The sequence below is a fragment of the Halpernia sp. GG3 genome, assembly GCF_052976925.2.
Genome location: NZ_JBRIIR020000003.1, coordinates 71,757 through 94,857, shown reverse-complemented (window position 1 = coordinate 94,857; position 23,101 = coordinate 71,757). Strand labels below are relative to the sequence as shown.

20 protein-coding genes are annotated in these 23,101 nt (G+C 32.5%); 8 read left to right on the top strand and 12 right to left on the bottom strand.

All coding sequences use genetic code 11. The features are described 5' to 3' along the window. Positions 1-231: 231 nt before the first annotated feature. From ACVBED_RS00815 to recQ, 4 genes are all read right to left on the bottom strand, one after another. A complete protein-coding gene (locus ACVBED_RS00815) occupies positions 232-2,340 on the bottom strand; it encodes a thioredoxin domain-containing protein (RefSeq protein ID WP_447120696.1) in 2,109 nt (702 codons plus the stop codon). A 150-nt stretch (positions 2,341-2,490) separates the two neighbouring features. Beyond that, positions 2,491-3,564, bottom strand: a complete 1,074-nt coding sequence (locus tag ACVBED_RS00810) for a glycosyltransferase (protein ID WP_447120695.1) — start codon at positions 3,562-3,564, stop codon at positions 2,491-2,493. A 310-nt stretch (positions 3,565-3,874) separates the two neighbouring features. After that, entirely contained in the window at positions 3,875-4,120 is a 246-nt protein-coding gene (locus tag ACVBED_RS00805) for a hypothetical protein (RefSeq protein WP_447120693.1), read from the bottom strand. An 11-nt stretch (positions 4,121-4,131) separates the two neighbouring features. Next, on the bottom strand, positions 4,132-6,336 hold the full coding sequence (gene recQ / locus ACVBED_RS00800) for a DNA helicase RecQ (protein ID WP_447120692.1): 2,205 nt from the start codon (positions 6,334-6,336) through the stop codon (positions 4,132-4,134). A 101-nt stretch (positions 6,337-6,437) separates the two neighbouring features. Here recQ and ACVBED_RS00795 point away from each other — a divergent pair, with 101 nt between their 5' ends. From ACVBED_RS00795 to ACVBED_RS00780, 4 genes are all read left to right on the top strand, one after another. Next, positions 6,438-7,397 (top strand): KpsF/GutQ family sugar-phosphate isomerase, encoded by a 960-nt coding sequence (locus tag ACVBED_RS00795; RefSeq protein ID WP_447120691.1) that lies wholly within the window; start codon positions 6,438-6,440, stop codon positions 7,395-7,397. 140 nt (positions 7,398-7,537) lie between these two features. Beyond that, positions 7,538-8,365, top strand: a complete 828-nt coding sequence (gene tatC, locus ACVBED_RS00790; protein WP_447120690.1) for a twin-arginine translocase subunit TatC — start codon at positions 7,538-7,540, stop codon at positions 8,363-8,365. A 10-nt stretch (positions 8,366-8,375) separates the two neighbouring features. Beyond that, positions 8,376-9,995 carry a M1 family metallopeptidase gene (locus ACVBED_RS00785; RefSeq protein ID WP_447120689.1) on the top strand — a complete coding sequence of 540 codons (1,620 nt, stop codon included), beginning with the start codon at positions 8,376-8,378 and terminating at the stop codon, positions 9,993-9,995. Next, positions 9,995-10,594: a sugar O-acetyltransferase gene (locus ACVBED_RS00780; protein ID WP_447120688.1), complete on the top strand. Its 600-nt coding sequence runs from the start codon at positions 9,995-9,997 to the stop codon at positions 10,592-10,594. Before ACVBED_RS00785 ends, ACVBED_RS00780 begins: the two co-directional genes overlap by 1 nt. On the opposite strand, the gene ACVBED_RS00775 is transcribed toward ACVBED_RS00780, so the two are convergent. Next, positions 10,591-11,748 carry a sensor histidine kinase gene (locus ACVBED_RS00775; protein ID WP_473094344.1) on the bottom strand — a complete coding sequence of 386 codons (1,158 nt, stop codon included), beginning with the start codon at positions 11,746-11,748 and terminating at the stop codon, positions 10,591-10,593. The genes ACVBED_RS00780 and ACVBED_RS00775 overlap by 4 nt on opposite strands. Before the next feature lie 3 nt (positions 11,749-11,751). Beyond that, complete coding sequence (dacB, locus tag ACVBED_RS00770) at positions 11,752-13,119, bottom strand: D-alanyl-D-alanine carboxypeptidase/D-alanyl-D-alanine endopeptidase (RefSeq protein ID WP_473094343.1); 1,368 nt, start codon at positions 13,117-13,119, stop codon at positions 11,752-11,754. Positions 13,120-13,283: 164 nt separating this feature from the next. Here dacB and ACVBED_RS00765 point away from each other — a divergent pair, with 164 nt between their 5' ends. The 3 genes from ACVBED_RS00765 to nhaA all read left to right on the top strand — a co-directional run bounded on the left by ACVBED_RS00765 (position 13,284) and on the right by nhaA (position 17,293). Continuing rightward, positions 13,284-13,721, top strand: coding sequence for a hypothetical protein (locus tag ACVBED_RS00765; RefSeq protein WP_447120685.1), 438 nt, complete (start codon positions 13,284-13,286; stop codon positions 13,719-13,721). Between the two features lie 96 nt (positions 13,722-13,817). Next, a complete protein-coding gene (locus tag ACVBED_RS00760) occupies positions 13,818-16,022 on the top strand; it encodes a RelA/SpoT family protein (RefSeq protein ID WP_473094342.1) in 2,205 nt (734 codons plus the stop codon). A gap of 68 nt (positions 16,023-16,090) precedes the next feature. Further along, the gene (nhaA, locus tag ACVBED_RS00755) at positions 16,091-17,293 is read left to right on the top strand and encodes a Na+/H+ antiporter NhaA (RefSeq protein ID WP_473094341.1); all 1,203 of its coding nucleotides are present in this window, start codon (positions 16,091-16,093) and stop codon (positions 17,291-17,293) included. Here the strand turns inward: nhaA and ACVBED_RS00750 are convergent. Further along, positions 17,290-18,297 carry a YihY/virulence factor BrkB family protein gene (locus tag ACVBED_RS00750; RefSeq protein ID WP_473094340.1) on the bottom strand — a complete coding sequence of 336 codons (1,008 nt, stop codon included), beginning with the start codon at positions 18,295-18,297 and terminating at the stop codon, positions 17,290-17,292. The genes nhaA and ACVBED_RS00750 overlap by 4 nt on opposite strands. Positions 18,298-18,327: 30 nt before the next feature. Between ACVBED_RS00750 and ACVBED_RS00745 the strand changes: the two genes are divergently transcribed. Beyond that, entirely contained in the window at positions 18,328-18,801 is a 474-nt protein-coding gene (locus ACVBED_RS00745; RefSeq protein ID WP_473094339.1) for a 23S rRNA (pseudouridine(1915)-N(3))-methyltransferase RlmH, read from the top strand. Positions 18,802-18,854: 53 nt separating this feature from the next. Here the strand turns inward: ACVBED_RS00745 and ACVBED_RS00740 are convergent, their stop codons facing one another. The 5 genes from ACVBED_RS00740 to ACVBED_RS00720 all read right to left on the bottom strand — a co-directional run bounded on the left by ACVBED_RS00740 (position 18,855) and on the right by ACVBED_RS00720 (position 23,085). Next, positions 18,855-19,433 carry a phosphatase PAP2 family protein gene (locus ACVBED_RS00740; RefSeq protein WP_447120684.1) on the bottom strand — a complete coding sequence of 193 codons (579 nt, stop codon included), beginning with the start codon at positions 19,431-19,433 and terminating at the stop codon, positions 18,855-18,857. Between the two features lie 5 nt (positions 19,434-19,438). Beyond that, positions 19,439-19,777 (bottom strand): Sec-independent protein translocase subunit TatA/TatB, encoded by a 339-nt coding sequence (locus ACVBED_RS00735; protein WP_447120683.1) that lies wholly within the window; start codon positions 19,775-19,777, stop codon positions 19,439-19,441. 255 nt (positions 19,778-20,032) lie between these two features. Continuing rightward, a complete protein-coding gene (locus ACVBED_RS00730) occupies positions 20,033-21,277 on the bottom strand; it encodes a TCR/Tet family MFS transporter (protein WP_473094338.1) in 1,245 nt (414 codons plus the stop codon). A gap of 114 nt (positions 21,278-21,391) precedes the next feature. Next, the gene (locus tag ACVBED_RS00725; RefSeq protein ID WP_473094337.1) at positions 21,392-22,171 is read right to left on the bottom strand and encodes a TIGR02757 family protein; all 780 of its coding nucleotides are present in this window, start codon (positions 22,169-22,171) and stop codon (positions 21,392-21,394) included. Next, complete coding sequence (locus tag ACVBED_RS00720; RefSeq protein ID WP_447120681.1) at positions 22,168-23,085, bottom strand: ribonuclease Z; 918 nt, start codon at positions 23,083-23,085, stop codon at positions 22,168-22,170. Before ACVBED_RS00720 ends, ACVBED_RS00725 begins: the two co-directional genes overlap by 4 nt. Between the last annotated feature and the right edge of the window lie 16 nt (positions 23,086-23,101).

Here is a 23,101-nt window from a genome sequence, read left to right as displayed (position 1 = left end):
AACATTCGGTAAACCTTCGTAACGCAAAAAAAGCACAAACAGACCGCTAAATTTTAAAAATAAATACGGATTTTTACTAACCGGTATTGGAAATAATTTCATAATAAAAGACGCAAAAAATTGCGTCTTTTATTATTTAAAAACATGGCTTTACCCACATTTACTACTCCCACAATTCCTACAAACCCACAAGAAATAGAATACTAAAATGAAATTCAAAAAAACAACGCTTTATTTTTTTATTTCTATTAAAACTTTTTTTACTTCAGTCTCAGGCGTTTTACAAACTTTATTTTGGCAAGCGTAAATAGTGGTTTGTCCAGGTCTATTTTTATCTTTTAGTAATTCTAAATTCCCTTCTGTTTTTCCGCCAGACAAAAAAACATTAGGCAGATAATGGGAATCAAATTCTATTCGTTTTTTTATAGCATCATTTCCGACGATGGCAACTTCATAAGGTTCGCTAATAAACCACGCCATCAGAATATCCCAGTTTGCATAATATGCTCCGCCTTTTAATGCGTCTTGTTTTACATTATTCAGCATTTGTTTTGACATTGAAATATAATTGTCATTATAAAAATACTGTCCTAAAACAAATAAGTTTTTTGCCATTTGGGAATTGGAAGAAGGAATCACGTTATCAGAAATTTCCATTTTTCGGGCAATAAGTTTTGGGTCGATATCAGACGTATAAAAAAACATTTTACTTTTATCATCATAAAAATGGACAATTGCATATTCTTGTAAATTTTGCGCTTCTAAGAGCCATTTCTCATCGAACGTTGCTTGATATAAATCAATAAAAGCATCGATCGTAAAAGCATAATCATCTAAAAATCCGTTTATAGAAGATTTTCCGTTTTTATAATTTCTGTCTAAACGATAATCCGATTTTTGAGTGTTTTTTAAAATAAAATTTGCGTTTTTTAGGGCTGCATTTAAATATTTAGGTTCATTAAAAACCCGATAAGCATCTACATATCCTTTTAGCATAAGCCCATTCCAAGCGGTTATTATTTTATCATCAGTTTTTGGACGGATACGTTTGCTTCTTTCTTTTAAAAGGATTTTTTTTGAAAGTTCTATTTTTTCAATTAAGTCTTTTTCTGATATTTTATATTTATCAGCGACTTTTTTAAGGTTTTCTGTAATGAATAAAATATTGTTTCCGTTTTCCCAATTTCCATTTTTGGTAACAGAATAATAATCCTCAATTATTGCTGCATCTTTGCCTAATAAAGGGTCTAATTCGCTTTTCGTCCAAACATAAAATTTCCCTTCTTCGCCCTCACTGTCTGCATCTAACGAAGAATAAAAAGCGCCATTGTCATTTGTTAATTCCCTAGCTACAAAGCCTAAAGTTTCATCGACTATCGTTTTATATTTGGGGTTTTTTGTCGCTTGAAAAGCTGAAGAATATAAACTTACCAATTGTGAATTATCGTAAATCATTTTTTCAAAATGAGGCACTTTCCAATCTTCATCGGTAGAATATCTTGCAAACCCGCCACCAATTTGGTCATAAATACCGCCATCTGCCATTTTGTTTAAAGTAACATCTACTGCTTTCAGTGCGTCTTTATCTTTTGTTAAATAATTTTGAAATAATAAAAATTGATAACCAACTGGTAGCGGAAACTTAGGGGCACGCTTATTTCCTCCTTTTGTAAAATCAATAGTACTTTTCCAATTAGAAAATATTGTATTGAGATTATTGATATTATACTCTACTTTTCCATTCTGTGCAACTACTATTTCGCTGCCTTTAATACCTTCGGTTAAGGTTTTTGCTTGTAATTCTGCTTTTTCAGGATTATTTTTTACAAAATTAGAAACCTGTGTAAGCATATCAATCCATTTATCTTTTGGAAAATAAGTTCCGCCATAAATTGGTCTTCCGTCTGGCAAAGCGATTACATTTAAAGGCCAACCGCCGCTTCCCGTCAATAACTGAACAGCATTCATATAAACTTGGTCAATATCTGGATGCTCTTCTCTGTCAATTTTTATGGCTACAAAATTATCATTCATATATTTTGCCACTTGTTCATCTTCAAAACTCTCATGTTCCATCACATGACACCAATGACAGGCGGCATAACCGATACTAATTAAAAGTAGTTTATTTTCTTTTTTTGCTTTAGTTAAAGCTTCTTCACCCCACGGGTACCAATTTACCGGGTTATGCGCATGTTGCAGCAAATAAGGACTAGTTTCGTTGATGAGATGGTTGGTAAAAGGATATGAGCTAGTCATATTTTTTTTTTGATTAGACTGCTTTTGTCCACAAGAATTCATTGAAATTAATAAGATTAAACCTAAAAGTACTTTTTTCATTTTTTATCAATTTTATATTAAAAAGATAGTTTGTTATCCATTCAATAATTTACAATTTTTAACTCGAACTGACTTCAATCATAATGTTAATGTTTCCTATTGTTCCTATTTAAATGCCCTTTCAGCCGTAAAAATGTAAAACTGTAGATTTCATATCTCCAAAAAAACATCTTCATATTTTTTCAAAATATAATTCTTCGAAAATCTCGATTTTATAGAATTTTTAATCAATTCTTCATCGTGCATTTCTTTTAAAACTTCAATTATTTTTTCCGCAAATAGCTTGTGATTTTCAATATCACAAATCTCACCATTAATTTTTGGCTGAATAATTTCCGTAATTCCGCCTTTGCAATTATTCACCAAAGAATAAGTTCCGCACGCGCCGGCTTCTAGCAAAACATTCGGAAAACCTTCGTAACGGGAAGAAAGCACAAACAGATCTGCAAATTTTAGAAATTGATAAGGATTTTTTTGCTGTCCATGAAAGATGACATTTTCTAAATTTAAATCTGATTTCATTTGATTCAAAAGTGCAGCATCTCTTCCATCACCTAAAATATGAAGTTGAATTTTTTCATATTTAAGGTGCGAAAAAACTTTAAGTAAATTGTCAAAACCTTTTCTGGCAGAAAGATTTCCAATAGCAACTACATTTTTAAAATCGTTCGAAAAAGTGTCGGGTTTTACAGCATTTTCTAACTTCTCATTTATAAATTCAAAATCAACCGGGTTATTTATTTTTATCAATTTCTCATTTTTGATGTTGAAATTCTCGATCAGATCATCTTTCATATCGTCACTTTGGCAAATAATTTTCTGGTAATTATTATAAAATTTATAGAAAAACTTGATTTCCTTTTTTGTCACATGTCGCGAAACAACATTAGTTTCTCTTGCAATAAATTTTGTCTTCGGAAAAAGTTTAATAAAAAGCGCCAAATAAGCATTCACTTCACCAAAACCGCTGAAAACTAGATCTGGTTTTCTCCTTTTAATTTCCTTTAAAATAGGAATTAAAGAGTTTCTAATTCTTTGAATTTTTAAGTCAATAATTTCTATATCTTCTTTTAAAAAATCCAAATAAGCGCCTTCCTTGCGCAAAAGCATAATTTTCGGTTCAAATTTCTCACGTGGCAAATGATTGGCAATTGTGGTAACAATTCTTTCTGCGCCGCCAGTTTCCAGATCTGGAAGAATGAAAATAATAGACATTTTCTTCATAGTTACATTAATTCTGGAAATTCGTTTGAATGGTTATTTAAAATGAAATTAACCAAAAAATTGTTTTCTTTTTTATCGAAGAAAATGTACCAGAAAGTTTTATTATTGGATTTATATTTTAAAAAATAGTTACCCTATTTTTGGAATTTCTCTCGTGTTATTTTTGACAAAGGTTTATTTGTATTGGAATTGACGAAATGGTAAATTTTGTCGATGTAAAAATCTATATCTTCTATAAAACTGAAATATTTTTGGAAGTACAGAACTTTAGCAAGTTCATCTAATTGAGAAATAAAATTATCTGTATAAATTATTTCCCCCACCATTCTCTAACTCTTTTCTTTGACTCTTTTCGGGAGTTTTCGGAACCCATTCCCTTCGCAAATTTTTCATCAAAATCATCTTTTACAGCATACTCCGCAGAACTTTCAAAAACTTGAGAAGGTGAATTATTTTCATTTTTTAACTCCAAAAGTTGCTGAATAATATCTAAATCATCCAAGTTTCCAACCCATTTCATGATTTCATTTTTTGCGTCTAAAATAGGATTTTCCACAGTATTAAAGATTAGTTTGCCACATCAGATATAAATTTGATTCGAAGCATTCTCACTTCTTCATCACTCAGATCATCACCAAATTCACCAAGTAAAACTTTCATAGAATCGCTTTCAGAGGATTTCATAAAATCCATAAATTCCTCTACAAGATCTTCATCAAAATTTTCATCTACATAATACGCAATATTTAGTTTAGTTCCTTGATAAACAATACGTTCCATTTCCTTTAAAAGTTCGTCAATAGAAAGATTTTTGGCTTTTGCAATATCTTCCAGATCAATTTTTTTATCGCAACTTTGAATAATAAAAACTTTGTGGCTAGATTTATTTGCAACTTGTTTCAGAACCATGTCTTGCGTACGCTCGATCTCGTTTTCTTCGACATATTTTTTAATAAAATCTGCAAAATCTTTTCCAAATTTCTTTGCTTTTCCTTCACCAACACCGTAGATTTTTCCGATTTCCTCAATACTTACGGGATATTGCACGGTCATATCTTCCAAACTGGGATCCATGAAAACCGTGTAAGGTGGAATACCATTTTTATGCGCTACTTTTTTACGTAAATCTTTAAGTTGCAAATACAAAGTTTCATCTAACCCACCACTGCTCTGAACTTCAACCTGATCCGAATCTGCTTTTGTTTGCGCAAGATCATATTCACGGTCTTCAGAAATCATAAACTTTTCTGTATTTTTTCCGCTCAAAGTTTGAGTTCCTTTTTCAGTCAATTTTAAAACGCCATAAGTTTCAATATCTTTTTGAAGATAATTTTGAACAGTTGCTTGTCTAATAATAGTTTTCCAATAATTTTCAGATTCCTTTTTACCAGAGCCAAAATGTTTGTTAGTTTCTAATTTATAAGATTTTGTAACTGGACTTTCTTTTCCCGTCAAAACAGCGATTAAATCTTTAGTGCGGAATTTTTCTTCTAACTCTTTTATAAGTTGAAGAATTTTTAACAAATCTTTTGTTGCTTCTTTTAAACTGACAGGATTGGTAGAATTATCGCACATTTTTGCGCCTTCACCTAATTCAGGATCAAACTGTTCTCCAAAATAATTAAGCAAGTATTGACGTCGGTTCATGGAAGTTTCAGTGTAACCAGAAACTTCATTTAAAAGTTGAAGACCAATTTCACGCTCGGAAACTGGTTTTTGTGCCAAAAATTTTTCTAATTTTTCAATATCTTTTGGATCATAAAAAGCCAGACAATAACCTTCCCCCCCATCTCTTCCGGCTCTTCCAGTTTCTTGATAATAACTTTCTAGCGATTTTGGAATATCATAGTGAATCACAAAACGAACGTCTGGCTTGTCAATTCCCATTCCAAAAGCGATCGTTGCAACAATAATATCCGCTTCTTCCATCAAAAATTTGTCCTGATTAGCAACGCGTGTTTTTTGATCTAAACCTGCGTGATAAGGCAAAGCATTAATTCCATTAACTTGTAAAAGTTGTGAAAATTCTTCCACTTTCCTGCGGCTTAAACAATAAACTATTCCTGATTTTCCTTTGTATTTAGAAACAAATTTTACAATTTCGCGATCAATATTAACTTTAGGTCGAACTTCATAATAAAGATTCGGTCGGTTAAAACTTTCTTTAAAAACAGTCGCACCGCTCATTCCCAAAGTTTTTTGAATATCATCCTGAACTTTCGGCGTCGCGGTTGCTGTTAGAGCAATGACAGGTAAATCCGCAATTCTATCTACAATCGCTTTTATATTTCTGTATTCAGGACGAAAGTCATGACCCCATTCTGAGATACAATGGGCTTCATCAATGGCAACAAAAGAAATTTTTACAGTTTTTAGAAATTCTTGGTATTCTTCTTTTATAAGACTTTCTGGCGCAACATAAAGCAGTTTTGTTTTGCCTGCTCGTATATCGTCCATCACTTGTTTGGTCTGTGCTTTATTTAATGAAGAATTTAAAACATGCGCTACACCTTCTTTATCAGAAAGTCCGTTTACAGCATCAACCTGGTTTTTCATTAATGCAATTAATGGTGAAACTACAATCGCAGTTCCTTCAGAAATCAAAGCGGGAAGCTGATAACAAAGAGATTTTCCGCCGCCAGTCGGCATTAAAACAAAAACATCATTTCCATTTAGTAGCGTTTTTATAATTTTTTCCTGCTGACCTTTAAATTTAGAGAAACCAAAATATTTTTTAAGTTCTTTTGATAAATCGGTGTTTTTTGTTTCCATCTAATTTTGTTTGCTAAATTTGCACGTGCAACCAAAGTTATAAAAAAAATATGAAAATCAATTTTTTAAAACTTAACTTTTAATTAAAATCAACTAGCAAATTGAAAAATTCCGACCTTTTAGAATTAGCAAAAAAATCAATTGAGATTGAAATAGAAGAATTAAGTCGCCTTAAAAATCGCCTTGACAATAGCTTTATTAAGGCATTGGAATTAATCAATAAAGCGACGGGAAAATTAATTATTGTGGGAATTGGTAAGTCTGCGCACGTGGCAAATAAAATTGTAGCAACGCTAAATTCCACTGGGACACCTTCTCAATTCCTACACGCTTCCGAAGCATTTCATGGTGATTTAGGTGTAATTCAAAAAAGCGATATCGTTTTATGCATTTCAAATTCGGGTAATTCCTCGGAAATAGTAAATGTTTTGCCTTATTTAAAACAATACAGTTCTGCGTTAATTGGCATGACCGGAAATTTAGAATCAAAATTAGCCGAGTATTCTGATGTCGTTTTAAATACATTTGTAGAAAAAGAAGCTTGTCCTATAAAATTGGCACCAACGAGTTCCACAACCGTTCAAATGGCACTTGGAGACGCTTTAGCAGTGTGTTTAATGGAAATGAAAAACTTTAAAGAGCAGGATTTTGCAAAATTCCATCCCGGTGGAAGTTTAGGAAAAAATTTAACCGCAACTGTGGAGCATTTTCTATCTCAAAACAAACCTACCGTTACAGAAAATGCTAAAATTAGAGAAATAATAATCTCAATTTCCAGTTCAAAGCATGGTATCACAGTCGTGGTGGAAAATGAAAAAATATTAGGCGTTATTACAGATGGTGATTTACGGAGAATGCTTTTGAACAACGATTCTTTAGAAAATATCAGTGCGGGAAAAATAATGTCCTTAAATCCCAAAAGTATTTCAAAAGATTCGCTTGCAAAAGAAGCGATGGCAATTTTGAAAGAGAACAACATCGGTCAGTTAATAGTCACGGATTCTGATAAATATTGCGGCATCATTGATATTCATAAGCTTCTGGATGAAGGTATTATTTAAAATTTAATTTAATTTAAATCTTAGTCAGTTTCTTTTTTCGTACTTTACAAAATAACAATCCGAAGTTTCTTTTAATAATCTAATTTTTTTCTAGATTAATCATTAATTTCGCAGAGATAAAAATAGTTATCAAAAAAAGAATGGAACAAAAAGAAATGTCTTTTTTAGGACACATTGGAGAATTAAGAGGACATTTAATTCGCTCAGCTATTGCCATAATTATTTGTGCAATATTTATTGGTTTTAATATCAACTTTATAATGGACCATATTTTCTTCGGTCCCACGAGAAATAATTTTCCCACATTTAGAGTTGTTAATCATTTCTCCAGATTGCTTATAGGAAGCGACAGTATTCATTTGCCAAACCAATTTCCAGTGCGTGTTCAAAAATTATATCAGCAGTTTAATGTAATGATGGCTGTTTCACTATTTGGAGGGATGGTTCTTGCTTTCCCTTACTTAATCTGGGAAGTCTGGCGTTTTATAGGTCCTGCACTTCACCCGAAAGAAAGAAAAAACTCCGTTTTTTTGATTAATTTCATCTGGATCCTATTTATAACAGGAATTTTATGCGGTTATTTTATGATTTTACCATTCGCAATTAATTTCGGGGTGATTTTTAAAATTTCGGATATTATCGTTCCACTTTATGACTTGAGCGATTATACTTCACTTTTTCTTCAAGTAGTTTTAGGAATGGGAATTATATTTCTTTTTCCTGTATTGGTATATTTTCTTACACATTTAAAAATTTTAACACCGGAATTCATGAAAAAATACCGTCGCCACGCGATTGTTTTAATTATGGGTGTTGCGGCTATTATAACGCCTGCAGATGTTTTAAGTATGATGGCTGCGGCGCTTCCACTTTTATTACTTTATGAATTTAGTATTGTGATGTGTAAAATCACACTTAAAAGAATGAATAAAAGAAGTAAAACTACAGACATCGTGATTTCAAAATAATCTTGTCTAAATGAATAAAAAAGTAATCTTATTATTTTTAGCGGTTTCATCTTTATCTTGGGCGCAAACTTTTACAAAATCTGACACGTTAAAAGGTTCAAATACGGAGTTTCGAAATTTTTGGGACATTAAGAAATATGATGTTTTTGTAGAACCTCATTTTGCAGATAAATCTATCATTGGGACTAATAAAATTTCTTTTGAAATTACAAAAGATGTTGAAAACCCCACTTTTCAAATTGATCTTAAAGAGCCTATGAAATACCAAATTTTGGCTTCTGATATTAAATTTAAAAGCGAAAAAAGAGATGGCGATTTTATTTTTTTAAAAACAGATCAAAAATTTAAAAAAAATCAAAAATTTACCATTACTTTTAAATTTTACGGAAATCCAATTATTGCTGTGAAACCACCTTGGGACGGCGGTTGGGTTTTCACTGAAGACAAAAATAAAAACCCTTGGATCTCTGTTGCGGACGAAGGAATCGGCGTTTCGGTTTGGTTACCAAGCAAGGATATTTGGAGCGATGAGCCAGACGAAGGATTAATTTTAAAAATAAAAACCCCAAAAAATTTAGTTGGTGTCGGAAATGGAAGATTAGTTTCGACAAAATCTGAAGGCGATTCCAAAATTTATACTTGGGAAGTAAGAAACCCAATTAATGATTATTCAATCATTCCAAATGTGGGGAAATACGTCAATTTTAAAGACACTTATAATGGTGAAAAGGGCAAATTAGATTTAGATTATTGGGTTTTAGATTATAATTTAGATAAAGCAAAAAAACAATTTCAGCAGGTAAAGCCAATGCTTAAAGCCTTTGAATATTGGTTTGGACCTTATCCTTTTTATGAAGATTCTTATAAATTAGTTGAAAGTCCCTACTTGGGAATGGAACACCAAAGTTCGGTGGCCTACGGAAATCATTATGAAAACGGTTATTTGGGACGAGATTTAAGCGGTACAGGCGTTGGATTAAACTGGGATTTCATAATCGTGCACGAAAGCGGACATGAATGGTTTGCGAATAATATTACGGCAAAAGACCAAGCAGACATGTGGGTTCACGAAGGATTTACCTGCTATTCTGAAACACTTTTCACCGAAAATTATATGGGAAAAGAAGCTGCGCAAAAATACATTGTTGGATTACGTAAAAATATTAGAAATGATGAGCCAATTGTAGGGAAATTTGGCGTTAGAAATGAAGGTAGCGGTGATATGTATTATAAAGGTGCAAATATGTTGCACACGATTCGGCAAGTCATCAATAATGATGAAAAATTTCGGCAAATTTTACGCGGTTTAAATAAGAATTTTTATCATCAAACAGTGACTGGCAAACAAGTTGAGGATTATATCACCCAAAAATCAGGTATTGATTTTAGTAGCGTTTTTCATCAGTATTTAGAAACGATTAAAATCCCGAAATTAGTTTACAAACAAGACGGAAGTTCTTTAAAATACAAATGGGAAGATACAGTTGATAATTTTCAACTTCCTATGCGTATTAACAACGGTTCTCAAACGATTATACCAAGCAGTAACTGGCAAAATTCAACTTTAAATTCTACAGCCGAAGTTACTTTTGATCCCAACTATTACATTTTTTATCAGAAGGAAAATTAATGAAATCTGAAAAAGAAAAAATGCTTTCAGGCGAACCTTATAAAGCATTCGGTAAAGAATTATTTTTAGATAGGCAAAAAGCCAAAGAATTAATTTTTGAATTTAATAATTTACCGCCTTCTAAAATTAAAGAACGGCACGAATTAATTAAACCATTATTTGGAAAGACCAAAGGCACTTTTTACTTAGAACCGCCTTTTAGATGCGATTACGGTTATAATATTGAAATAGGTAAAAACTTTTATGCTAACTATAATTTTACCGTATTAGACGCCGCAAAAGTTAAAATTGGTGACCAAGTTATGATTGGGCCAAATGTCTCGTTAATTACCGTCAACCATCCCATCGATAAAGATTTTCGCGCAAATGGCTATGAAATTTCTAAAGAAATTATTATTCAAGATCATGTTTGGCTTGGTGCCAATGTAAACGTGAATCCGGGTGTCACAATCGGAGAAAATTCAATAATTGGTTCCGGAAGTGTGGTCACAAAAAATATTCCTGAAAATGTGATTGCCGTAGGAAATCCTTGTAAAGTTTTAAGACAAATTACTGAGGATGACAAAAGGAATTTTGAAGAAATTTTAAATAAAATTTAAGTATTTTTCATTGAAATTCTAAAAACAGTCCCCTGACCGACCTCGGAATATACAATTTTAATATCGCCCTTGTGGTAGTCTTTCACAACTCTTTTAGCCAAAGACAAACCAAGACCCCAACCGCGTTTTTTAGTAGAAAATCCAGGGTTAAATGCGTTTCTGATCTGTGAAGGCGTCATTCCACTTCCTGAATCTTTAATATCAATGGTAACTAAATCATTTTTTTCCGCTAAAATAATTTCTAAATTTCCTGCACCGCGCATGGCATCAACGGCATTTTTCACTAAATTTTCTACTACCCAACTCATCAGAATTTTACTGTGCGGAATTAGTATTTCCTGGCTTGAAAGTTTTAAAGAAAAATTGACCTTCGCAGAAATTCTGTTCTTTAAATAATCAAAATTTTGCTGCACAGTTTCATTGATATTTAAATCATTTAAAGTTGGTACTGATCCAATTTTTGAAAATCTTTCGCTGATGGTTTTTAGACGATAAATATCTTTTTCAAATTCTCTTACACCTTCAGAATTGGGATTTTCTTCTCTTAAAACTTCAATCCAACCAATCATAGAAGATAACGGAGTTCCGATCTGGTGCGCAGTTTCTTTAGCCAAACCTGCCCAAAGAAATCCCTCATCGGTTTTTTTAATAGTGCGAAGAAACCAAAAGGAAAAAAGTAAATAAGCGAAAATAAATAGTCCTAACGCGAAAGGATAATAGCGCAAATTGTTTAGTAACGCGGAATTATCGTAATAAACAAACTGATTATTATGATCTGGAAATTCAATTTCAATGGGTGGATATTTATTTCTCATCCTTTGCATTAAACGCTGCATTTTATCCGGACTTTTTGCAGTTTTTTCTGGAATATTAGACTGAAAGGTGAGAACATTATTTTTATCTGTGACGATAAATGGCATTGAATTGTTTGATTGTCCGATTTGTAAAACCAGATCCAAAATTTCTGGTGACGGCGATTTTATTTCCTGCTGGTATTTAATAGCCGTCGCAAATAGATTGATGCGTTTAATTTCTTCCTTTCTTAAATAATTAATTAAAACGGTTGTCGATAAAATTATAGCGGTAATCATTGCAGTAAATGCAAAAAAAACAAACCAATTATTAAATCTGGAAAAAAAACTCCTTCTTTTCATAAATTACTTTAGAACATTTAAAACTTTATAAAGTTCATTACTAACGTTATTTCCACTGTAATTATTGATGATAATAGAAAATATATAATCGCCACTTTTTGAATATCCTGCAAAAGATTTACTGTCTTTTATCGTTCCGCTTTTCATTTTCATTCCATTACTTTGATTGGGAAATCCATCATAAAATTGCGAGAAATAACTTTGTTTTTTTGCGTAAAGCAGTGCCAAAACTTCGGCCTTTGATGAAACATAGTTTTGTGGAGAAAGTCCGCTTCCATCAGCAAAATTTATCATCGAAGGATTGATTCCTTTCTTAACCCAAAAATCTTTTAAATATTTTACACCTTCATTAAAACTTCCTTCTTTTCCTTTTTCTTTTGCCATTGTTTTAATAAAAGTCTCGGCGTAAAGATTAATACTTTTTTTCAATAACCAAAAAACAATTTTATCTAAAGCTGGTGATTCATAAGTCAAAAAGATATTTTCTTTTGGCGCCACTAAAATCTTTTCACCAGCAACTAATCTTTCGGAATTTGTTATGATTTTTCCGTTAAAATCAATCCCATTAGTTTTCAACAATTCCATTATTTCTACACCTAGCTGTAAAGGTGGATTTGGCATGGAACCTGAAACAGTAGTTGACTTTCCTGCAGGAAGCATTCCATTGATGTAAGCGACATTCGAAAGTGGCGCGGTAAAAACTAAACTTTGGTCAGAACTTCCGCCTATTTTTAATTCATTTACAAATTTAAGATCTCTTAAATCATAAGAAAATTTCTTGATTTTATTGCCGCTAAAGTCAATATCAAACTGGTTTTCTTTCCAATTCACACTCCAAACTCCGGCACCATAATAATTTCCGAGATCATTCCACGGCCAACCTCCCGGAATCGTTTGGAAATCAAAATAAGAATCATCAATTATTAAATCACCATCAATTTTTTTTATATTTTTTTTCTTTAATGCCAGTAGTAATTTTTGTTTAAAATCTTCAGCATTGTAACCTTCATAACGCCAACTTCCTAAAGTTGGATCGCCGTTGGAAACTATAAATAAATTTCCGGAAAGTTCATCAGATGAAATGGTCCCGCTGAAAGAAGCGTTCGTTTTATATTTATAATCCTTGCCTAAAGTTTCTAACGCGGCGACTGCTGTAAATATTTTTTGAGTTGAAGCTGTTGATAAACCTTTATTTCCATTATATTCATAAACCAATTTACCTTCTTTATCTGAGACGTAAAAAGATAAATTAGCAGAAAAGGCGCTTGAAGTTTCCAGTAAATTTTTTGTCGCTTTTTCTAGTTTTTGACTGATCGTTTGAGCCGACAAAATCTGAAATAAACCTAAAAAAAGAAACATAATTTTTTTCATAACCAAAATTCTTTCCAAATATAGAGAATTAATATATTTTTTTTAACTGTAAATACTCGTCTTTCAAAAAACAATTACTTGACAGAATAAAATCTTTAAAACTAAATCGTTGTACACATTATAAATAAATCGTAACTTTTGAGTGAAATTAATAAAAAAATACTATGGCATCGATTATTACAGGCTTATTTAAAAGTCAAAATCAGTCTCAGAAAATTTCCGAAGACTTAAAGAATGCAGGTTTTAGTAATACAAATTTTATTATTTACAGGCATGAAAATTCTATTTCGAAAGAAGTAAAAACAAAACTTTGGCAATCATTTTTTAAAGACAGCACAAAATTAGAAGATGAAAGCTTAGTTGTAAGTGTTAAAACGAAAGAAGTTGAATCTCAAGAAAAGATTAAACAAATTTTTGATGAAAACGACGTTCTACATCAAAATTTAATTGAAAATATTAAATTTGAAGATGCCAAGTCATTGCATTATTTAAAAAGAATAGTTTCTTTGAGAGCAAAATCCATGATTTATTCCTCACCCGAAATCAGACATCATGGGAAAACCAGAGGTATCAACTCTGAAGTTTTTTTTGGTAAAAATTAATAGGTATAAACTATAGTAATGAAGCAAAAATTCCTAATAAATTAAATAGGAGTAAAACTCTTTTTTTCGTATTTTCGTTCGAAATAGACTGCGAATATGCCGTATGATTTAGAACAGGAAAATAAAGAAATTCTTGCACGTTATAAAGATTTAATTTCTAACACTTACAGAACTTTAGATGAGGAAAATAATAAACTCATCAGGAAAGCTTTTGACATTGCCCTAGATGCTCATAAAGACCAACGCCGCAAAAGTGGCGAACCGTACATTTATCACCCGATTGATGTGGCAAAAATTGTTGCTAACGAAATTGGTTTAGGTGCAACTTCCATTTCATGCGCATTACTTCATGATGTTGTTGAAGATTCAGAATATACCTATGATGATTTAAAAAAGATTTTCGGGGAAAAAATCGCAGAGATTGTAAATGGTTTGACCAAAATTTCTGTGATGAACCATCAAAATATATCAGTTCAATCTGAAAATTACCGCAAATTACTTTTAACATTATCCGAAGATTTTCGAGTTATTTTAATTAAAATTGCAGACAGACTTCACAACATGCGTACACTTGACAGCATGGCGCCGTCTAAACAGCGCAAGATAGCAAGTGAAACCGTTTATATTTATGCCCCTCTAGCCCACAGACTAGGTCTTTACGTGATTAAATCTGAACTTGAAGATCTTTCTCTAAAATATAATAATCCTGATGTTTTTAATGAAATTGCCGGCAAACTGGAAATTGCAGAAGAAAATAGAAGGAAATATGTTGATGAATTTAAAAACGAGGTCTCTGAGCAATTAGAAGCGGAACATCTAAATTTCACGATAAAAGGCAGAGTAAAGGCCATCAGTTCTATATATCGGAAAATGCAGAAGCAAAACGTAAGTTTTGAAGAAGTGTATGACAATTACGCAATCCGCATTATCTATAAATCAGATTCTAAAAATGAGAAATTTATTGCCTGGAAAATATATTCTATCGTAACAGATTTATACCACAGCAATCCGCAAAGAATGCGTGATTGGATTTCACAGCCTCGTTCAACAGGTTATGAAAGTTTACATCTGACAGTTTTAGGACCGGATAAAAAATGGATAGAAGTGCAGATCCGTAGTGAAAGAATGGACGATATTGCAGAAAAAGGTGTTGCTGCACATTATAAATATAAAGAAGGTTACAAACAAAATTCTGACGAGCGAAATATTGAAAATTGGGTTTCTGAGATCAGAGATGTTTTGGAAAATCAGCAAGCACTTACGACGACGGAACTTTTAGACAATGTAAAGCTAAATCTGTATAGCAAAGAGGTTTTCGTTTTTACCCCAAAGGGTGAAATAAAAATTCTACCAGTTGGTTCTACCGCTTTAGATTTTGCTTTTTCTGTCCATTCAGATTTAGGGATGAAATGTCTAGGCGCAAAAGTTAATGGCAAATTGGTACCGATAAGTTATACTTTGCAGAACGGCGATCAAATCGATATTTTGTCTTCGCAGAATCAAAAGCCAAAATTAGACTGGCTGGATTTTGTAGTCACTTCAAAAGCAAAATCAAAAATAAAAGCGATTTTAAATTCTGAAAAAACACATTTAGTTGAAGAAGGAAAAGAAACTTTACAGCGTAAAATGCGGCACGCGAAAATTAATTTTAATGATGAGGAGATTAATAAACTTCAGAAATTTTTTAACCTAAAAACCTCTCAGGACTTATTTATTTCCTTTCAAAATGGAACTTTAGATACTTCTGATATTAAAAGATTCACAGAGAGTAAGGGATTGATCAGCAATTTTATCAGCCGTTTTAAAAAATCTACCAATAAAAGTGTTGAGTTTCAAGAAACGCCACAATCCGATTTAGATCTAATTGTTTTTGGTAAAGATGAAGAAAAACTGAATTATTCTTTTGCAAAATGTTGCACTGTAATTCCGGGTGATAAGATGTTTGGATTTATTACGATTTCAGATGGAATAAAAATTCATAATGATCAATGTCCGAATGCCATAAATTTGCGCGCAAATTATGATTACCGCGTAATGCCCGCGAAATGGGTTAATGAGGAGCGATTTAAAAATAGAATAAAAGTAGAAATTGAAGGGCTTGACAGAATAGGAATGATCAATGATATTACAGCTGTTATCAGCAATGGGATGAATATAGATATGAAAAGTATGACTATCGAATCTAACGACGGGATTTTTAGAGGAACGATCACTTTAGAAGTTCGAAATAAAATACAGTTAGAAGAAAGTTTTAAACAATTAAAAAGTATTAATGGGGTTAATAAAGTAAAAAGAATGTAAATCGAAAGCGCAAATTCCGAAAAAAAAACTAAAGTTTAATAACTAATAACCAAAACTAAAAACCAAATATGGCATTAACCAAATATTTTAAGAATTTTTTTCAAAGCAGCGAGACCTCCGGTATTTTGTTAATTATGTGCGTCATCATTTCTTTGTTTATCGCAAATTCCTCCGCAGCAGAAGGATTTAATAGTTTGTTACATTCTTATATTGGTTTTGAATCCATCGATTTAAATTTTTCCGTAAGTCACTGGATAAATGATGGTTTAATGGCTGTTTTTTTCCTCTTAGTTGGTTTAGAGATAAAAAGAGAAGTTGTAGAAGGCGAACTTTCAACAATTAAAAGTGCCTCTTTACCAATATTTGCGGCAATCGGTGGAATGATAATCCCCGCCTTAATTTATTTACTTTTTAATCACGGAACGCCCTACGCAAAAGGATGGGCAATTCCGATGGCGACTGACATTGCATTTTCCTTGGCTATTGTTGGGATGCTTGGAAAAGCTGTTCCTTCCTCCATAAAAATATTTCTGGCGGCCTTAGCAATTGTGGATGATTTAGGTGCCATTTTGATTATCGCCTTTTTTTACACGGATTCACTTCATTGGACCTATTTAGGAATTTGTTTAATTATTATCGGAATTTTAATTTTATTCAATTTTCTCAATTTTAAAAATTATTATTTCTACTTAGTTCCAGGTATTTTTCTCTGGTATTTTATGATTCATTCCGGTATTCACGCAACAATCGCAGGTGTTATTTTAGCATTTACAATTCCTACCAATATTAATAAAGACATTCCCTCACCTTTAGAAAAATTAGAATCAAAACTTCACATTCCTGTTAGTTTTTTTATAATGCCAATTTTTGCTTTAACTAATACAGATATCACATTTCACACAGGAATGATCGACGGTCTTTTCACTAGTTTTGGCGCAGGAATAATACTTGGTTTAGTTCTGGGGAAAATTATAGGAATCAATTTGTTTTCCTGGCTCGCTATAAAATTAAGCTTTAGTGAATTACCCTATAAAAGCACGTGGATTCAGATGATTGGCGTTGGTTTATTAGCAGGAATCGGTTTCACAATGTCTATATTTATTGCTCTTTTAAGTTTTAAAGGGCATACAGATTTACAGGATGAAGCGAAATTTGCAATTTTAGCAGCCTCATTAATTTCAGGATTTGCAGGATTTTTACTTTTAAAATATTCCAGACGTAAAAAGATTATTTTGTCCGAATACAGAGAGGAATGTAAAAACAGATTTTAGATTTTATCTCGCCAAACAATATTATGAGTTTCCTCTTCTTGTGGAGAATCTGGAAGATGTGAACTTACATAATTATCATCAAAAGTGCCAATTTCTTCAGACATTATTTTCTCTACGCGCACTTTTTTTATTGCGATATTTAACTCATTACCAAGGAGTACTAAAATGATATTTAAATTAATCCATGCCATCACTAAAATAATAGAGCCAATTGAGCCATAAAGCACATTATATCGGGCAAATCTTTTGACGTAGAAGGCAAAAATAAAAGTTATAATTACAAACAGAACAGTCGTGAAAATAGCCCCCGGAATAGCTTGTTTCATCGTCGTGATTTTTAAACAGCCTACCCAGTAAAAGAACATAAGCAAAATAAAATAAAAAAATGGAAATGAAATATAACCGATTATTTTAGAGAGATTATCAACAAACCAACTGATATTATATTGTGGCGTAAACAATTTTAAAACCACCTCACTGTAATAAATACCTAAAAGTGAAAGCATAATAACTGCAATAAAAGCTATCGTAATGGCAAATGAAACCAAATATTCCTTTATGAAAGTTCTCTTTAATTCTGTATTTAAATTAAAACCATTTATAAGGGAATGTGCACCGTTTGTCGCAAAAACCAAGGCGAAAATTATGGTTATATTACTAAAATTCTTTAAATTCGGAATTATGGAATGCTGGATGTAATCTGAAACATCATTTTGCATATGTGCTGGAAAAATATTTCGCATTAAAATTTCAAAAACGTAAAATTGTAACTTATCATAATGTGGCAAATAGGGCAAAAGCGAAAGCATAAAAAGTAAAAGTGGAAAAAGACTCAAGAAAAAACTCCATGAGATACTCGCAGCTTGCCTACCAAGTTGAATTCTGAAAATCCCTTTTCCGTATATCTCAAACATTTTCCATAGAGAGATGCCTAAAAACGGAATGTGAATTCCGTCGAAATAAGTATGAATTTTTTTTATAAAGAGAGGCGATTTTAAGCCCATTAATTTAAATTTGTAAAACAAAGATAACAAATGAGAATCAATTTAATGTGCATTGGTAAAACTGACGATAAAGAAATTTCCCGCCTGCTCTCCTACTATATTCAGCGTTTGCCAAAACATTGGAATTTTGAAACTACAATCTTGCCTGATGTTAAAAATGCAAAAAATTTGACTCCAGATTTAATTAAAAGAGAGGAAGCTAAACTGTTTCAAAGTCAACTTGAAGGATCAGATTTAATAATTCTTTTAGATGAAAAGGGAAAACAATATACAAGTCGGGAATTTTCAGAAAAAATGGACTTTTATATAAGTAGTTCAGTGAAAAGGATCTGCTTTTTGATTGGTGGTGCTTACGGTTTTTCAGAAGAGATTTATGCAAAAGCAACTGAAAAGATATCACTTTCAAAAATGACTTTCACACATCAGATGATCCGCTTATTTTTTATTGAACAGATTTACCGCGCATCATCAATACTACAAGGGAAACCATATCATAATGATTAATTAAAACGAAATTGGCGTTACTTAATAGCCAACACCTGATTTTCTTCAATCCTTTATAAATTCAAATATTTTGAATCTGCTTTCATTCTAATCGTTCGCTTTGCAAGAACTGAAAACAAACCGCCCAAAAGAAATCCAATTAAGTTTCCGTATAGAACATCAAAAGGAAAATGAACACCTAAATAAATTCTGCTATAAGAAATTACAATGGCCCAGATGAAAATTGAAATCGTGAAAAATTTATATTTTTTTCCTAAAAGTGAAGAAAGAAAAGTAGCCAGAAAAAACATGTTGGAAGCGTGCGAAGAATAAAAGCCATACTGTCCACCGCAGGTTACTAATCGCATTTTAGCTTGTAAATAAGGTGTGTGACAAGGTCTTAACCTCAAAACATCGTTTTTAAAAATATTCGCTAATTGATCAGAAATTGTGATTCCAATGCCAATGAAAACAAGAATAAAAATGAAATTACGTAATTTGTAATTTTTATAAAGTAAATAAAGAAATATAATGTAAAGCGGAATCCAGACAAATTTATCAGACATTAAAATCCAGAAAGGATCAAAACTCTTACTACCTAAACCATTGAGATAAAGCAAAAGTTGCTGGTCTTTGGCAATAAATTCTTCCATCTATTTTATCGACTTACCGGACCTTCGTGCGTCTCATCTTCAATTAATTGGACAGGTTTTGGCTCGTCTATTAAACCTTGGGAAGTCGGCTTATCCATCATATCCTTTTTAATATCAGCCATCGGATTAAACTCACTTGCTTCAGAACGGATTCTATCAATTTCCCGTTTAATATCAGAAACCGGATTATCCGTTTCCTTCATTATATCGGTTTTAATATCTTCCATCGCGCCACGCATTTTGCGTACACCTTGTCCCAATCCACGGGCAATTTCCGGTATTTTATCTGGTCCAAATAATACGACGATTACTAGGGCAATTACCAGCATTTCACTCAAATCCATTTGGCTAAATTACGAAACATTTTAATTGAAAAATTCATTTTAAGAAATATTTATATATTTACGGCATTTCTACGCTTTAAGATTTATAAATTGTTAGAAGTTTCACAAGTTTAGCCTTTCCAAAATTTGTACCCGCTTTCCGTTGCAATCTTTTTTTTCGTCAAATGCACGAGAAAAAAAAGGATTTTCACTGCAATCGGGACTAGAAGTTAGTTTATCGCTTTTCTCACGGGAAGAATTTTAAACTGCGAAATGCTATTCCGTAATTACATCACTTTCCTTTTTTAATTTCTCAGTTGTAAATACCCGGTAAGCCACAATTGCGGCAATTCCCATTAAAATCGAAGCAAGAAAAAAAGGTGCGCCCGCAAAAGTAAAAGGTGCTTCATCATGCGTAAAAAAGAAAAAAGTGTTTGTCATTAAAGGTGGCCCAATAATGGCGGTCAGACTTACTAAACTTGCCAAAGCGCCCTGCAATTCACCCTGCTCATTTTTGGGAACTTGCGCAGAAATTACACTTTGTATGGCTGGTCCGGCAATTCCGCCCAAACCATAAGGAATTAAAAAAGCAAACATCATCCAACTCTGAGTGGCAAAAGCGAATAACATCATACCCAATGAATACAGCATTAAACCGTAATAAATACTTTTTTGATTTCCTATTTTCGGATGAATGTATCTTATCAAAACCCCCTGAACTAAGGCTGTAATAATTCCCACGACTCCTAGCGACAAACCGACAGTTTTTGATGTCCAATTAAACTTATACATGGTAAAATAGGTCCAGTTTGTTTGCACTGCATGACCACCAATGTAAACTAAAATAAGTGCCACAATTAATCCTAATATTTTTGGATACTTTTTTAATCGAAGTAAAGAACCAACGGGATTTGCTCTTTTTATCGAGAAATCTCTCCGCTGATCTTTTGGCAAACTTTCTGGAAGAACAAAATAGCCGTAAAGAAAATTAACCAAACATAAGATTCCTGCCGCAATAAATGGAACTCGAGAACCAAACTGACCAAGAAGCCCGCCGAGAACTGGACCGATTATAAATCCAAGTCCAAAAGCAGCACCAATTAATCCGAAATTTTTCGAGCGATTTTCATCCGTAGAAACATCAGCGATATAGGCGCTAGCAGTTGTAATACTTGCGCCGGTAACGCCTGAAAGTAAGCGACCAACGAATAACCACATAATTGTTGGAGCCCAGGCTTGCATAAAAAAATTAAATGCAAAGCCTAAAAGTGAAAATAAAATTACAGGTCTTCGTCCGAATTTATCGCTCAAACCACCCAAAACAGAGGCGAATATAAATTGCATAAAAGCATATGAAAAACTCAACCATCCACCATATTGCGACGCCACACTTATATCAGCGTGTAGCAGTTCCTGTATCAATTTAGGAACGACAGGAATTACAATTCCCCAGCCAGTAATATCTATCAAAATGGTGATAAATATAAAACCTACCGCAGCAGATTTTTGGTTTTTTTTCATCACGTAAAGATATTTTTTTTTCTGGAAAAAATGATAATTTAAAAAAACAAAATTCTTAAGTAAATCAGTCGTTTTTAATGAATTATAAACTAAAAATACAACCTAAAAACCTGACTAAAAATCTTTGTTCACGCCCATTCCGAACAATGCGAAATCATAAACTGCAGGATCTTCTGGGTTGAATTTTCTGATCATTACATCTAATTCTTCTACCGATTTCCAATCGTTTTGAGTGCGTTTTAATAAACCCAATTCGCGCGAAATATTTGCGGTATGAACGTCTAACGGAATTGATAAATATTGAGGATTAATATTTTTCCAGATGCCAAAATCAACGCCTTTTTTGTCATCGCGAACCATCCAACGCAAATACATAATCAATCGCTTTGCGGCGGAATTTTTATAAGTTGAGCTGACATGTTTGGCTGATCTTCCTGGAATTTCATTTAAGAAACAGGTTCGAAATCTCCCTAAAGCGTGGTAAAAATTAGTTTCATTTCCCTGTAAAAGAAAAATCTTTTCCAGACTTTCAAAATTGCTGTAAATTCTTTTTAAACTTCTTAAGAAATAAGCAAAATCATCTCCGCTAAAAGTTCGGTGAAGTGCTTTATTTTCTATTTGTCTCAAATCTTTTTCGGTGAAATTCTGAATAAAATCAAATGGCGAATTATCCATAAAATCCAACATCTTTTTTGCTGAATTTAAAATGGCTTTTCTGTTTCCCCAAGAGATTGTCGCGGTTAGAAATCCAGAGATTTCAATGTCCTGTTTTAAAGAAAAACGGTGCGGAATACTTATTGGATCTAGTTCTATAAAATTTGGATGGTTATATTGCTCGGCTTTCTCATTTAAAAGTAAAAAAACCTCATCCAAATTTACTTTGCTTTTTTTCATTCCAGTTTTATACTTTCCAACGCTTTTGGCAAATAACTTTCTGGGAAAATTGTGCGCGCTTCTTCCGTGAAAACACTTAAATCCACATAACGATTAGAAAAATGACCTAAAATTAATTTCTTAACATTGGCTTTTTTTGCAATTTTTGCCGCTTCTAGAGCTGTTGTATGCCCTGTATAATCTGCCATTTCTTTCAAATCATGCAAGAAAGTAGATTCGTGGTAAAGGACATTTACATTTTCTATTAGGGGAATAATATCCTCCAGATATCTTGTGTCACTACAAAACGCATAGGTTATTGGTGGCAATGGATTTGTTGTTAATCGATCGTTTTTTAAAATATAACCGCTAGATAACTCAAAATCTCTGCCGCTTTTAATATTTTGATAATCGCAGGTTTCAATTTCTGGGTATTTTGAAATTTCTTCCATATTAAGATGTCGTTCTTTTTCCTTTTCTTTAAATAAATAACCATTGCAATAAATGCGGTGGTTTAAAGGAATTGTAAAAACTTCTACCCGATTATCTTCATATATTTTTTCAGAATATTTTTTATTTAATTCGTGGTAGATCAATTCAAAACCACGATAAGTTTCAGTGATTCTAAAAATCGTTTCCAGCATTTCTTTAATGCCTTCCGGTCCATAAATATGCAAAGGTTTATCTCTACCTAAAAGCCTGAAAGAGGCAATTAATCCTGGCAAACCAAAACAGTGGTCGCCATGAAGATGCGAAATAAAAATATGATTTATTTTAGAAAATTTTGCTTTCGCTTTCCGCAACTGAACCTGTGTTCCTTCACCGCAATCAATAAGAAAATGGCGTTCTTCCATTTCCAAAAACTGCGCTGTTGGGGAAGAGTTTACTGTTGGAATAGCGGAATTAAAACCGAGAATAGTAAGGTAAGAACTCAAAATAGTTGTTTAATGT

Excerpts from the sequence above, each read along its gene's own strand:
- ACVBED_RS00815 (WP_447120696.1), bottom strand. The coding sequence starts at position 2,340 with ATGAAAAAAGTACTTTTAGGTTTAATCTTATTAATTTCAATGAATTCT.
- ACVBED_RS00810 (WP_447120695.1), bottom strand. The coding sequence starts at position 3,564 with ATGAAGAAAATGTCTATTATTTTCATTCTTCCAGATCTGGAAACTGGC.
- recQ (WP_447120692.1), bottom strand. The coding sequence starts at position 6,336 with ATGGAAACAAAAAACACCGATTTATCAAAAGAACTTAAAAAATATTTT.
- tatC (WP_447120690.1), top strand. The coding sequence starts at position 7,538 with ATGGAACAAAAAGAAATGTCTTTTTTAGGACACATTGGAGAATTAAGA.
- ACVBED_RS00785 (WP_447120689.1), top strand. The coding sequence starts at position 8,376 with ATGAATAAAAAAGTAATCTTATTATTTTTAGCGGTTTCATCTTTATCT.
- ACVBED_RS00780 (WP_447120688.1), top strand. The coding sequence starts at position 9,995 with ATGAAATCTGAAAAAGAAAAAATGCTTTCAGGCGAACCTTATAAAGCA.
- ACVBED_RS00775 (WP_473094344.1), bottom strand. The coding sequence starts at position 11,748 with ATGAAAAGAAGGAGTTTTTTTTCCAGATTTAATAATTGGTTTGTTTTT.
- dacB (WP_473094343.1), bottom strand. The coding sequence starts at position 13,119 with ATGAAAAAAATTATGTTTCTTTTTTTAGGTTTATTTCAGATTTTGTCG.
- ACVBED_RS00765 (WP_447120685.1), top strand. The coding sequence starts at position 13,284 with ATGGCATCGATTATTACAGGCTTATTTAAAAGTCAAAATCAGTCTCAG.
- ACVBED_RS00760 (WP_473094342.1), top strand. The coding sequence starts at position 13,818 with ATGCCGTATGATTTAGAACAGGAAAATAAAGAAATTCTTGCACGTTAT.
- nhaA (WP_473094341.1), top strand. The coding sequence starts at position 16,091 with ATGGCATTAACCAAATATTTTAAGAATTTTTTTCAAAGCAGCGAGACC.
- ACVBED_RS00750 (WP_473094340.1), bottom strand. The coding sequence starts at position 18,297 with ATGGGCTTAAAATCGCCTCTCTTTATAAAAAAAATTCATACTTATTTC.
- ACVBED_RS00745 (WP_473094339.1), top strand. The coding sequence starts at position 18,328 with ATGAGAATCAATTTAATGTGCATTGGTAAAACTGACGATAAAGAAATT.
- ACVBED_RS00740 (WP_447120684.1), bottom strand. The coding sequence starts at position 19,433 with ATGGAAGAATTTATTGCCAAAGACCAGCAACTTTTGCTTTATCTCAAT.
- ACVBED_RS00735 (WP_447120683.1), bottom strand. The coding sequence starts at position 19,777 with ATGGATTTGAGTGAAATGCTGGTAATTGCCCTAGTAATCGTCGTATTA.
- ACVBED_RS00730 (WP_473094338.1), bottom strand. The coding sequence starts at position 21,277 with ATGAAAAAAAACCAAAAATCTGCTGCGGTAGGTTTTATATTTATCACC.
- ACVBED_RS00725 (WP_473094337.1), bottom strand. The coding sequence starts at position 22,171 with ATGAAAAAAAGCAAAGTAAATTTGGATGAGGTTTTTTTACTTTTAAAT.